Here is a 12,659-nt window from a genome sequence, read left to right as displayed (position 1 = left end):
CCGCGTCAGAAGATGCTGACCCGCTCCGCCTCCGGCAGGTACATGCCGTCGCCCGGCTGCGTCCCGAAGGCCTCGTGGAAGGCCGTGAGGTTGCGCGCGGCGTTCGCGCGCAGGTCCATCGGGCTGTGCGGGTCGACGGCGAGCAGGCGCTCGGCCTCGGCGGCCCGCGCCATCCCGCGCCAGACCTGGGCCCAGCCGAGGAAGAAGCGCTGGTCGCCGGTGAAGCCGTCGAGCTCGGGCGCCTCCTGCCCGCCGAGCGAGATCCGGTAGGCGGCGTGGCCGATGGTCAGGCCGCCGAGGTCGCCGATGTTCTCGCCGACGGTCAGCGCACCGTTGACCGGCGTGCCGGGGGCGTCGCGGGTCTCGAGGACGGAGAACTGTCCGATGAGCGCGTCCGCGAGCGCCTGGAACCGCTCGCGGTCCTCGGCGGTCCACCAGTCGCGCAGCTCGCCGCGGCCGTCGAACTGCGAGCCGGAGTCGTCGAAGCCGTGCCCGATCTCGTGGCCGATGACCGCGCCGATGCCGCCGTAGTTGACCGCGTCGTCGGCGTCGACGTCGAAGAACGGGGGCTGGAGGATCGCCGCGGGGAAGACGATCTCGTTCATCCCCGGGTTGTAGTACGCGTTGACGGTCTGCGGGGTCATGAACCACTCGGTGCGGTCGACCGGGCCGCCGAGCTTGGCGAGGTTGCGCGCGACCTCGAAGGCGCTGGCCCGCTTGACGTTGCCGAGCAGGTCGCCGGCCTCGACCTGGAGCGCGGTGTAGTCGCGCCAGCGGTCGGGGTAGCCGATCTTCGGGGTGAACGCCTCGAGCTTGGCCAGGGCCTCGGCCCGCGTCGCCGGCCCCATCCACGGGACGGCGGACAGGCTCTGCCGGAACGCCTCGACGACGTTGTCGACGAGCTCGAGCATCCGCGCCTTGGCGTGCGGCGGGAAGTGGCGCTCGACGTAGAGCTGCCCGACGGCCTCGCCGAGCGCGTCCTCGACGAGGGAGACGGCGCGCTTCCAGCGGTCGCGCAGCCGCGGGACGCCCGAGAGGGTGCGCCCGTAGAAGTCGAAGTTCTCCTCGACGAAGGCCGAGGACAGGTACGGAGCGTGCGCGTGGACGACGTGCCACGCGAGCCAGTCGCGCCACGCCTCCACCGGCTCGTGCCGGAGCGCCTCGCCGAGCGCGGTGAGGTAGCCGGGCTGGCGCACGACGACCGCGGAGAAGGTGCGGGCCGGGGCCTGCATCCCCGCGAGGAAGGCGTCCCAGTCGATGCCGGGGGCGAGCGCGTCGAGGCCGGCGCGGTCGAGCAGCGTGTAGGTCTTGACCGGGTCGCGGTTGGTCACCTTGTCCCAGTGGTGGGACGCGAGGTGGGTCTCGAGCGCGACGACGCGCTCGGCGGCCCCCTGCGCGCCGAGGTACCCGGCGAGCTCGAGCATCCGCGCGACGTGCGGGGTGTAGGCCTCGAGCACGGCGGCGTGCTGGGGCTCGCGGTAGTAGGACTCGTCGGGCAGGCCCAGGCCGGCCTGCTCGAGGTAGACGACGTAGCGGTCGGGGTCGCGGTCGTCGGTGTTGACGAAGGGGACGACGGGGCCGAAGACGCCCTCGCGGGCGAGCTCGCCGAGCAGGCCCATGAGGCCGGAGGCGTCGCGGAGGGCCGCGACCCGCTCGAGGTCGGCGAGCACGGGGCCGGCGCCGAGGGCCTCGACCCGCTCCTCGTCCATGAAGCTCGAGTAGAGGTCGCCGACCTTGGCCGCGACCGTGCCGGGCGCGGGCGACCCGGCGGCCGTCTCCTCGATGATCGTCCGGACGTGCTTCTCGGCGGCCTCGCGCAGCGCGTCGAAGGTGCCGTAGCGCCCGCGGTCCTCGGGGATGGTCGTGCGCGCCAACCAGCTGCCGTTGGTGAACGCGAACAGGTCGTCCTGCGGGCGGACCGTCTGGTCGACGGCCGACATGTCGATGCCGGACCTCATCGGGGCGGCTCCTTCGCTCTCGGGGTCGTCTCATTCGACCACACCCCGCGGACACCCGGAGCCGGGTGGCGCCGTGCGCTCAGGCGGCGACGGTCTCGCGCTCCGGCCGGCCGTCGTCCGGGGCCGTCCGGCGGTCGCCGCGCTCGCGCAGGCCCGCGACGGCCGCGGTCCCGCGCTCCGTCAGCACCTCGCGGCCGGCCCGACGGGCGGGGACGGCCACCATCCCGAGGACGGCGACGGCGAGGGCGACGAGGAGGAGCAGGGTGACGACGACCGCGAGCATGCGTCCATTCTCGGGACCCGGTGCGCACGTGGCCAAATCGACACCTGTCACGGGCCGCAACTAGGGTGGCGCGGGTGACCGACCCCGGTGTCGCGACGGCCGAGCCGCCCACCACCCGACGTCGGCGTCGGCTGCCGTGGTTCACCGAGGTCCTCGTCGCCGTGGTGGCGATCGCCCTCGTCCAGGCCTTCCTCGTCAAGCCCTTCGGCGTGCCGTCGCAGTCGATGGAGAACACCCTGCGGATCGGTGACCGCATCCTCGTCGACCGCCTCGACCACTCGGTCGATCGGGGTGACGTCGTCGTCTTCGGGCACGGCGCGACGTGGCAGGACCGTCGGCTGCCGCCGGCCTCGAACCCGCTCGCCCGCGTCGCGCGCGCGGCCGGCGACGTCGTCGGCATCGGCCCGAGCAACACCTCCTACACGGTCAAGCGGGTCGTCGGGCTGCCCGGCGACCGCGTCGCCTGCTGCTCGGTCGACGGCCGGGTGACGGTCGACGACGTCGCCCTCGACGAGCCCTACGTCCACGACGACCTGCCGTTCGTCCGCGGCAGCCTCGACTGCGCGAGCACCCCACGCTCTCAGCGCTGCTTCCCCCAGGTGACCGTGCCCGAGGAGAACCTCCTGGTGCTCGGCGACCACCGCTCGCAGTCGGCCGACTCCGTCCTCGGCTGCCGGGGCTCGACGTCGGGAGGCGGCGAGTGCGCCCGCTTCGTCCCCGTCGAGCGCGTCGTCGGGCCGGTGGTCCTGCGCTTCTGGCCCCTCGGCTCCGTCGGCCCGCTCCCCCGCTGACCGACTCCGCCCCACCTGTCCCACCCGTCACGACATTTCGGGGTCACCCCGAAATGTCCACGAGACACGAGCTACGAACCGGGGTCTCGTGGACGAACCGGGGTGTCGGCGATCGCCACGACGCGCTCCGCCCTGCGCGAACAGCCCTTCCGGGCGACCCGTCGGGCGTGGTCGGGTGGCCGGATGCGACTCCTCGTCCTCGGTGGCACCGCCTTCCTCGGCCGTGAGCTGGCCCGCGCCGGCCTCGCGCGCGGGCACGACGTCACCTGCGTGGCACGCGGCCGCTCCGGGGCTCCGGCGGACGGCGCGAGGCTCGTCCGGGTCGACCGCGACGACCCGGACGCCGGGCTCGGCGGGGTCGAGCACGAGGACTGGGACGCGGTGCTCGACGTCGCCCGCGACCCCGGCCAGGTGCGACGGGCCGTGGCCGCCCTCGCCGGCCGGGCCGGTCACTGGGGGTTCGTGTCGACCGGCAACGTCTACGCCGACCACTCCGTCCCGGGCGCCGACGAGTCCACGCCGCTGCTCGCCCCGCGCGACGTCGGCGGCGACGACCCCGACGCCTACGGCGGCGCCAAGGTCGCGTGCGAGCAGGCCGTCCTCGACGGCCTCGGCCCGTCCCGGACGCTCGTGGCACGCGCGGGCCTCATCGGCGGGCCGGGTGACTCCTCGGGGCGCACCGGGTGGTGGCCCTGGCGCTTCGCGCACCCCGCCGCGCCGGGGCGGGTCCTCGTGCCCGCCGCCCTCGGCGACCCGGTCCAGGTCCTCGACGTCCGCGACCTCGCCGCCTGGATGGTCCGCTGCGCCGAGTCCGGCACGAGCGGCGTCGTCGACGCGGTCGGCCCGACGACGACCTTGGGGCGGCTGCTCGAGGCATCCCGTGCGGCGGCCGGCGGTGATGCCGAGCTCGTCGCGGCGGATCCGGCGTGGCTCGCCGAGCAGGGCGTCGACGCGTGGATGGGCCCGCGCTCGCTCCCGCTCTGGCTGCCGTTCGCCGAGTACGGCGGCTTCGCCTCGCGCACCGGCGAGGCCGCTCGCGCGCTCGGCCTGACCCACCGTCCCCTCCTCGAGACGCTGCGCGACACCCTCGCGTGGGAGGAGGCGCGCCCGGCCGACCAACCGCGACGCACCGGTCTCGACGACGCCGACGAGCGCGCCCTCCTCGCGGCCTGGGCGCAGGGGCCGGGTTCGTCCAGCGCGCGCGGATCCCGATAGCCGAGTAGCGTCCCGGTCACTTCGACCGAGAGGAACACCATGAAGAAGGTTGCTCGTATCGTCGCCGTCTCGCTCATCGCGGGGGGAACGCTCCTGTCCACCACGCTGCCGGCGAACGCGTTCGTCAAGTGCGGACCGTGCTTCGGGTGCTGCGTGGCGCAGAAGTAGGACACCGCCGGGCGACCCGGCACGGAGGGGCCGGGCGCCGGGGGTGCCCGGCCCTTCCCGGGTCAGGCGGAGGCGGCGACGTCGCGGATGCGCTGGCTGACGACCGTCGTCACGCCGTCGCCGCGCATCGAGACGCCGTAGAGCGCGTCGGCGACCTCCATCGTGCGCTTCTGGTGCGTGATGACGATGAGCTGGCTGGAGTCGCGCAGCTCCTCGAAGAGGGTGATGAGCCGGCCGAGGTTGGTGTCGTCGAGCGCGGCCTCGACCTCGTCCATGATGTAGAACGGGCTCGGGCGGGCCTTGAAGATCGCGACGAGCAGCGCCACCGCGACGAGCGAGCGCTCGCCGCCGGACAGCAGCGAGAGCCGCTTGACCTTCTTGCCGGGCGGGCGCGCCTCGACCTCGATGCCGGTCGTCAGCATGTTGTCGGGGTCGGTGAGGACCAGCCGCCCCTCGCCGCCGGGGAACAGCCGCTGGAAGACGCGCTCGAACTGCTCCTTGGTGTCGAAGAAGGCCTCGGTGAAGACCTGCTCCACGCGCTCGTCGACCTCCTTGACGATGTCGAGCAGGTCGCGCTTGGAGCGCTTGAGGTCCTCGAGCTGGGTCGTGAGGAAGGTGTGCCGCTCCTCGAGCGCCGCGAACTCCTCGAGCGCGAGCGGGTTGACCCGACCGAGCGCCGAGAGGGCGCGCTCGGCCTTGCGCAGCCGCTTCTCCTGCTCCTCGCGGACGTAGGGCTGCGGCTCGGGCAGCGCGTCGGGGTCCTCCCCCGGCGCGGCGACGTGCGGGACCGGCTGGTGCGGCCCGAACTCCTCGACGAGCACGTCGGGGTCGACGCCGAGCTCCTCGACGGCCCTGGCCTGGAGCTGCTCGATGCGCGCCAGCTGCCGGGCGCGGGCCATCTCGTCGCGGTGCGCGGCGTCGGTGAGGTCGCGCAGCTCGTCCTGGACGGTCCCGAGCCGCTCCCGCAGCCCGGCCACGGTGCGGTCGCGCTCGACCCGCTCGGCCTCGGCGGCGTCGCGCAGCGTCCCGGCCCGGGTGAGCGCGGCGGCGACCTCCTCGACGGCCCACGTGGCGGCCTCGTGGACGGCGGCGGCGACCCCGGCCTCGCGGCGGCGCTTCTCGCGCCGCTCGCGCAGCCGCTCGCGGGCGGCGATCTCGTTGCGGGCGGCGCCCTCGAGGGAGTCGGCGCGCCCGGCGAGCGAGCGGGCCCGCTCCTCCTTGGTGCGCAGGGCGAGGCGGACCTCGGTCTCGGCGGTGCGGGCCCGGCTGGCCTCGAGCTCGAGGCGGTCGCGCTCGTCGGCCGAGGGGTCGGCGTCGTCGGCGGCCGGCTCGGCCTCCGCCTCGGCGAGGCGCTGGGCGAGGGCGTCCAGCTCGGCGCGGTCGGCCTCGAGCCGCTCGCTGGCACCGGCGATGGCCTTCTCGGCGCGCTCGGCCTCGGCCCCGGCGGTGCGCATCGCGGCCCCGAGTCCGCCGAGGCGCTCGGCGACGGCGGCCATCCGGGCGTCGGACTCGTGGAGGGCCTCGAGCGCGGCGTCGACGGCGGTCTCGGCGGCGGTCGCCTTCTCGCGGGCGGCGGCCAGCGCGAAGCGCGTCCGCTCGGCCCGCGCCGTGGCCTCGTCGAGGGCGGCCCGGGTCTCGTCGACGGCGGCCTGGACCTCGAGGAGGCTCTCGCCGGCGCTGCTGCCGCCGCGGGCCCAGCCGGGTCCGAAGACGTCGCCGACGGCGGTCACGGCGGTGACGCCCGGGTGGCGGGCGACGAGGGCGACCGCGTGGGCGGCGGTCGGGACGAGGGCGACCCGCTCGAGCACCTGGTGCACGGCGGGCAGGACGGTGTCCGGGGCGGTGACGACGTCGCGCGCCCAGACGGCGTCGGCGTCCAGCGCCGGCCACGACGCCGGGTCCTGCGGCGCGGCGGTCTCGCCGACGAGCAGCGCGGCCCGGCCACCGTCGGTGTCGCGCAGCGAGGCGAGCGCGGCCGCGGCGGCGTCCGCCGACCCGACGGCGAGCGCCTCGGACGCCCACCCGAGCGCGGCGGCGACCGCGGCCTCGTGTCCCTTGGCGACCTGGACGAGCGCCGCGACCGCGCCGATGACGGCGTGCGCGTCGTCGGCGGCCTCGAGCAGCGTGGCGGCGCCGTCCTTGCGGCGCAGGCTCAGCTCGAGCGCCTCGAGGCGGGCCTGGGCGGTCGAGCGGTCGCGCTCGGCCTCGCGCTCCTCCTGCTGGAGCCGCTCGACCTCGGCCTCGACCTCGGCGAGCCGCTCGGCGGCCGCCTCGTACGTCGTGTCGAGGCCCTCCTCGCCCTCCTCCTCGTGGGCGATACCGCCCTCGAGCGAGGCGAACTCGCGCTCGGCGTCGGCGGCGCGCTGGCGGGCCTCGGTGACGAGGGCCTGGAGCCGGCCGATCTCGGCCTCCCCCGCCTCGATGCGGCTGCGCCGGGCGCCGACCTGGCCGGCGAGCTTGGCCAGCCCCTCGCGACGGTCGGCCGCGGCCCGGGCCAGGCGGGCGAGGCGCTGCTGCTCGGCGGTGAAGGCCTTCTCGGCGTCCTCGCGGGCGGCGACGGCGTCCTGGAGGGCCTGGGTCGTCTCGGCGATCTCGGCCTGGAGCAGCTCCTCGGCCTCGCGGGCGCGGGCGGCCTGCGCGCGCAGCTCCTCGGGGTCGCGGCCGGAGGTGCTCTCGTGCACCTCGTCCTGCGAGAGCAGGCGGACCCGCTCGGCCGCGACCGAGCCGGTGGACTCGAGCCGGTCGCGCAGGCTCTGGAGCCGCACGACCCGCTCCTGCGCCCGGCCGAGCTCGGGCGCGGCGTCGGCGGCCTGGCGCTCGACCTCGGTCAGCCGGCCGCGGACCGTCGCGAGGGCGTCCTCCACGGCGGTGCGCCGCTCGAGGAGAGCGGTCTCGTCGGCCACCTCCCGCTCGACGATGCCGGTCAGCTGGACGAGGTCGTCGGCGAGCAGGCGCAGGCGGGCGTCGCGGACGTCGGCCTGGACGACCGCGGCCCGGCGCGCGGCCTCGGCCTGGCGACCGAGCGGCCCGAGCTGGCGGCGTATCTCGCCGGTCAGGTCCTGGACGCGGGTGAGGTTGCCCTCCATCTGCCCGAGCTTGCGCAGCGCCCGTTCCTTGCGGCGGCGGTGCTTGAGGACGCCGGCGGCCTCCTCGATGAACCCGCGGCGCTCCTCCGGGGTCGCCCGCAGCACGGTGTCGAGCTGGCCCTGGCCGACGATGACGTGCATCTCGCGGCCGAGACCGGAGTCCGAGAGGAGCTCCTGGACGTCGAGCAGGCGGCATCCCGTGCCGTTGATCGCGTACTCGGAGCCGCCGCCTCGGAACATCGTCCGGGTGATCGTCACCTCGGTGTAGTCGATGGGCAGGGCGCCGTCGGTGTTGTCGATCGTCAGGCTGACCTCGGCGCGCCCGAGCGGGGCGCGGCCGGCGGTGCCGGCGAAGATGACGTCCTCCATCTTGCCGCCGCGCAGGCTCTTGGCGCCCTGCTCGCCCATGACCCAGGCGAGCGCGTCGACGACGTTGGACTTGCCGGAGCCGTTGGGGCCGACGACGCAGGTGATGCCGGGCTCGAGGCGCATCGTCGTCGCCGAGGCGAAGGACTTGAACCCCTTGAGGGTCAGCGTCTTGAGGTACATCGGCGGGTCGTCTCTCGCAGGGGTCGGGCGGCCCCGGCCGCGGCCGGGTCGCGGGCGATGCTACCGGGGTCGCGGCGCGGTGGCGGGACGCGGCATCCCCCCGGAGGTGCCTGTGGCCCCTGGTGCCGCTGAGGCTGCTGTGCCTCGTGGGACGTCCGCGGGGCTCGTGCCCGGATCCCATGCATCCCACGCGTATCGGGTCACCCGATACGCGTGCGCTCTACCCGGGAACGGTTGTCGGGTGAAGCGCACCGGTATCGGGTCACCCGATACGCGTGTGGTCCGGGGACCGGGATCAGGAGCCGGCGCCCGCGATGTGCTCGTGGTGGTGGATGACCTCGGCGATGATGAAGTTGAGGAACGCCTCGGCGAACTGCGGGTCCAGCCCCGACTCGTCGGCGAGCGCGCGCAGGCGCGCCACCTGGCGCTCCTCGCGGCCGGGGTCGGCGGCGGGCAGCCCCGCGGCGGCCTTGAGCTCGCCGACGGCCTGGGTGCACTTGAACCGCTCGGCGAGCAGGTGCACGAGCGCGGCGTCGATGTTGTCGATGCTCGAGCGCAGCCGCGCGAGGTCCGGGGGGATGTCGCTCACGGCACCATCGTAGGAACCCACGCCCGGGCCGGCGCGCGGCGTCCGGAGCGCGAACGGGGCTCAGCGCTCGCGGAACCCGCTCTCCCCCTTGGCCGCCGCCCACAGCGGCGCGGACACGAGAGCCACGTGGCCCGGCCGGCCGGTCGTCGACGGCTCCTCCCCGAGCATCCCGTGGAGGGCCTCGACGGCGGCGCGCGGCCCTTCGGCGACGACCTCGACCCGTCCGTCGGCGGTGTTGCGCGCCCAGCCGACGAGCCCGAGCTCGAGCGCCCGGGCCCGGGTCCACCAGCGGAAGCCGACCCCCTGCACGCGGCCGCGGACGAACACCGTCGCCCGCTCGCGGTCCCCGCGCCCGTCCTGCCGCTCCTCGTCCACGCGCCGATCGTAGGCAGCGCCCGCGACGGGCGTCACAGGCGCCCCACAGCGCGCCTCCGTCACGGCGGCCCCCCGCGTCACTACCGTTCCAGCATGGACCCGGTCGCACCCGCGGCGCCCGACGGGCTCGGTGGCGTCACCACCGCGACCCGCCCGGTCGACGACGCCTCCCGGCCGGGCCACCGCCTCGCCGGTCTCGACGGGCTGCGCGCCCTCGCCGTCGTCGCGGTCGTCGTCTTCCACCTCGACCCCGGCTGGCTGCCCGGCGGGTTCCTCGGCGTCGACGTCTTCTTCGTCCTGTCCGGGTTCCTCATCACGACGCTCCTCCTGCGCGAGCGCGCGAGCACCGGCCGGGTCGACCTGCGGGGCTTCTGGACCCGCCGCGCCCGCCGCCTGTTGCCGGCGCTGCTCGTCCTCGTGCCGTCGGCGGTGCTGCTGGCCCGCGTCGCCGAGGGCGACCTGCTCGTCGGCGTCGGTCGCCAGGTGCTCGGGGCGCTGACCTTCACCTCGAACTGGCTCGAGGTCGCGGCCGGCACCGACTACTTCGCGGCGACCTCCCCGACGCTGCTCGCCAACCTCTGGTCCCTCGCGGTCGAGGAGCAGTTCTACCTGCTGTGGCCGCTCGCGCTCCTCCACCTGCTGCGGGCGGTCCGCCGGCCGGAGGCGCGGGCCGCCACCGCGCTCGGGCTCGCCGTCGCCTCCTCGCTGCTCATGGCCCTGCGCCTGGACCCGGACGCCCCCACGCGCGTCTACTACGGCACCGACACCCACGCGACGGGTCTGATGGTCGGCGCCGCCCTCGCGCTGGCGCTCGCCGCCCCCGGGCGCGCGGGCACGCGGACCGCCCTCTGGGAGCGCCACCGCCGCACGGTCGGCGCCGTCGCGCTCGCCGTCCTCGGCGGCCTGCTCGTCCTCGCCGACGAGCAGTCGTCGCTGACCTTCCGCGGCGGCATCCTCCTCGCCTCCCTCGCGACGGCCGGCGTCGTCCTCGTCGTGGTCGAGCGGCCCGGCCGGCTGCGCGCCCTGCTCGACCTGCCCGCGCTCCGCTGGGTCGGCTCGCGCAGCTACGGCATCTACCTGTGGCACTGGCCCGTCGTCCTCGTCGTGGGGCAGGACATCCCCGTCGCGCCGGGCGGGCTCGACTACGTGCTGACCCGCGGCTGGGCCGTGCTCGTCACGGTCGCGGCCGCGGACCTCTCCTACCGCTTCGTCGAGACCCCGGTCCGGCGCCTCGGCTTCGGCGGGGCCTTCCGGGCCCTGGCCCGCCGGATGCGTCGCGCCGGGACCCGCCGGGCCCGCACGGTGTGGGCCGTCCTCGCCGTCGCGGCCGTCGCGACGACCGCGGTGATGGCGACCGCCCCCGACCGCACCGCCACGGAGCAGATGATCGAGGCCAACGAGGCGGCCCTGGCCCGCGAGGCCGCCGCCACGAGCGCCGCGCCGACTCCCTCGGCCACCAGCTCCCCCGTACCGGCCGAGACCGCGGGCACCCGGCCCACCGCCGCCGACTGGAGCATGCCCACGGGCGCGGAGGTCGACGCGTTCGGCGACTCGATGCTCGTCGGCGCCAAGCAGGCGATGGAGTACTACTTCCCGAAGATCCGCATCGACGCCCGCTCCAACCGCCGCTGGAGCGAGGCGCCGCGGCTCGTCGGGGCGCGTGGCGACGGGCTGCGCCGGGTCGTCGTCCTCGCCTTCGGCACGAACTTCGGCACCGACGCGCGGTCCATCGAGCGGACCCTGCGCGAGATCGGGCCGGACCGGATGGTCGTCGTCCTCACCGTGCACGGCCGCTACGCCCGGGCCGAGACCGACAACGAGCAGCTGCGCGAGGTCGTCGCGGCGCACGACAACGTCGTCGTCGCGGACTGGGACCGGGCGCTGGCCGACACGAGCGGGATGCTCCAGTCGGACGGCATCCACCCGAGCATCCGCGGGGCGCACCTCTACAGCTCGACCGTCCGGACCGCGATGGCGCAGCTGTCGGAGCGCAAGACCGGGAAGCCGGTGCGGCTCAAGCCGATCCCGCTGCCCTGACCCTGCGGGGGCGCGGCTGGCAGCGCGGGCACGAGAACGAGCTGCGGTTCATGAACTGCTCGCGGCGGATGGGGGTGCCGCAGCGTCGGCACGGGCGGCCGGCCTGGCCGTAGGCGGCCAGCGAGCGGTCGAAGTAGCCCGAGGCGCCGTTGACGTTGACGTAGAGGGCGTCGAAGCTCGTCCCGCCCTGGCCCAGCGCCTCGGTCATCACGTCGGTCGCGTGGTCGAGGAGGGCACCGATGCGCGGCTTGGTCAGGGCCGACGCCGGCCGCTCGCCGTGCACCTGCGCGCGCCAGAGGGACTCGTCGGCGTAGATGTTGCCGATGCCGGAGACGACGGTCTGGTCGAGCAGGACGCGCTTGACCGCGCTGTCCTTGGCCTTGATGCGCCGGATCGTCGCGGCCCGGTCGAACGCCGGCTCCAGGGGGTCGGGCGCGATGTGGGCGATGCTGCGCGGCACGCCGGCGTCGTCGAGGTCGGCGAGCGCGAGACCGCCGAAGGTGCGCTGATCGACGAAGCGCAGCTCGGGTCCGCCGTCCTCGAAGGTGAACCGGCCGTGCAGGTGCTTCTCGTCGGGCGCGGCGGCGTCCTCGACGAGCAGCTGGCCGCTCATCCCGAGGTGGAGGATGAGACCGACGGAGTCCTCGAGGTCCCACCAGAGGTACTTGCCGCGGCGGCGGACGGCGGCGACCCGGCGGCCCTCGAGGCGCTGGGCGAGGTCCTGCGGCCCGGGCAGGTGGCGGCGCGCGACCCGATGTCCCCGCAGCTCGACGGTCGCGAGACGCCGGCCCTCGACGTGTGCGGCGAGGCCGCGGCGGACGACCTCGACCTCGGGGAGCTCAGGCACCGCTCGGGCGGCCCTCGGGCGGCTCGTGGGCGTCGCGGATGGCGGCCCAGCCGTGCGCGGCGGCCTCCTGCTCGGCGACCTTCTTCGTCCGGCCGCAGCCGCGGCCGAGGACCTGGCCGCCGACGACGACCGCGGCCTCGAAGGACTTCGCGTGCTCGGGGCCGTCCTCGGTCACGACGTACTCGGGCGAGCCGAGGCCGTGGCGCGAGCTGATCTCCTGCAGGCTCGTCTTCCAGTCCAGGCCGGCTCCGAGGGTGGCGGACTGGGCGAGCAGCGGGTCGACGAGGCTGTGGACGAGCTCGCCCGCGGCCTCGATGCCGGCCGACTGGTACACGGCGCCGATGACCGCCTCGACGGTGTCGGCGAGGATCGAGTCCTTGTCGCGCCCGCCGGTGCTCTCCTCGCCGCGGCCGAGGAACACGAAGTCGCCGAGGCCGAGCGTGCGCCCGACGTCGGCGAGGGCCCGCATGTTGACCACGGCGGCGCGCAGCTTCGCGAGCTGGCCCTCGGACTCGTCCGGGTTGGTGTCGTAGAGCGTCGTCGTGACGACGAGCCCGAGGACGGAGTCACCGAGGAACTCGAGCCGCTCGTTGTGCGGCAGTCCCCCCATCTCGTACGCGTACGAGCGGTGGGTGAGGGCACGCCGGACCAGCGCCTCGTCGACGGGACCGCCGGTCACCTCCGAGAGGTGACCGACGAGCTCGGCGACGGGGCGCAGGGGCGCGAGTGCATCGGCCGAGGCCGACCCCTTCCCCATGGGG

The 12,659-nt window shown here is 75.4% G+C and carries 10 protein-coding genes; 3 read left to right on the top strand and 7 right to left on the bottom strand.

Translation table 11 applies throughout. The features are described 5' to 3' along the window. Positions 1-5 precede the first annotated feature (5 nt). Positions 6-1,958, bottom strand: coding sequence for a M13 family metallopeptidase (locus IG69_RS0109650; protein ID WP_030527953.1), 1,953 nt, complete (start codon positions 1,956-1,958; stop codon positions 6-8). A 79-nt stretch (positions 1,959-2,037) separates the two neighbouring features. Then, positions 2,038-2,241: a hypothetical protein gene (locus IG69_RS20145; protein WP_036829647.1), complete on the bottom strand. Its 204-nt coding sequence runs from the start codon at positions 2,239-2,241 to the stop codon at positions 2,038-2,040. A 74-nt stretch (positions 2,242-2,315) separates the two neighbouring features. On the opposite strand from IG69_RS20145, the gene lepB reads away from it, so the two are divergent. Then, positions 2,316-3,032 carry a signal peptidase I gene (lepB, locus tag IG69_RS0109640; protein ID WP_030527952.1) on the top strand — a complete coding sequence of 239 codons (717 nt, stop codon included), beginning with the start codon at positions 2,316-2,318 and terminating at the stop codon, positions 3,030-3,032. 183 nt (positions 3,033-3,215) lie between these two features. Next, on the top strand, positions 3,216-4,247 hold the full coding sequence (locus IG69_RS0109635; protein ID WP_030527951.1) for an NAD-dependent epimerase/dehydratase family protein: 1,032 nt from the start codon (positions 3,216-3,218) through the stop codon (positions 4,245-4,247). Positions 4,248-4,477: 230 nt separating this feature from the next. Here IG69_RS0109635 and smc read toward each other — a convergent pair whose 3' ends face one another. The 3 genes from smc to IG69_RS0109615 form a co-directional block, all read right to left on the bottom strand. Continuing rightward, positions 4,478-8,050 (bottom strand): chromosome segregation protein SMC, encoded by a 3,573-nt coding sequence (gene smc, locus IG69_RS0109625; protein WP_030527950.1) that lies wholly within the window; start codon positions 8,048-8,050, stop codon positions 4,478-4,480. Between the two features lie 295 nt (positions 8,051-8,345). Continuing rightward, positions 8,346-8,660, bottom strand: a complete 315-nt coding sequence (locus IG69_RS0109620) for a chorismate mutase (protein ID WP_030527949.1) — start codon at positions 8,658-8,660, stop codon at positions 8,346-8,348. A 39-nt stretch (positions 8,661-8,699) separates the two neighbouring features. Next, positions 8,700-9,014: an acylphosphatase gene (locus IG69_RS0109615; RefSeq protein WP_051750403.1), complete on the bottom strand. Its 315-nt coding sequence runs from the start codon at positions 9,012-9,014 to the stop codon at positions 8,700-8,702. A gap of 93 nt (positions 9,015-9,107) precedes the next feature. On the opposite strand from IG69_RS0109615, the gene IG69_RS0109610 reads away from it, so the two are divergent. Further along, entirely contained in the window at positions 9,108-11,051 is a 1,944-nt protein-coding gene (locus IG69_RS0109610) for an acyltransferase family protein (protein ID WP_051750402.1), read from the top strand. On the opposite strand, the gene mutM is transcribed toward IG69_RS0109610, so the two are convergent. Beyond that, positions 11,029-11,898, bottom strand: coding sequence for a bifunctional DNA-formamidopyrimidine glycosylase/DNA-(apurinic or apyrimidinic site) lyase (mutM, locus tag IG69_RS0109605; protein ID WP_030527946.1), 870 nt, complete (start codon positions 11,896-11,898; stop codon positions 11,029-11,031). The two genes, IG69_RS0109610 and mutM, sit on opposite strands and share 23 nt — an antisense overlap. Beyond that, positions 11,891-12,655 carry a ribonuclease III gene (rnc, locus tag IG69_RS0109600; protein ID WP_036829643.1) on the bottom strand — a complete coding sequence of 255 codons (765 nt, stop codon included), beginning with the start codon at positions 12,653-12,655 and terminating at the stop codon, positions 11,891-11,893. Before rnc ends, mutM begins: the two co-directional genes overlap by 8 nt. Between the last annotated feature and the right edge of the window lie 4 nt (positions 12,656-12,659).

It is taken from the genome of Phycicoccus jejuensis, assembly GCF_000720925.1.
Taxonomy (GTDB): Bacteria; Actinomycetota; Actinomycetes; order Actinomycetales; family Dermatophilaceae; genus Phycicoccus; species Phycicoccus jejuensis.
The sequence above is the reverse complement of the archived record's forward strand: the minus strand, read 5'-3'. Positions and strand labels throughout refer to the sequence as shown.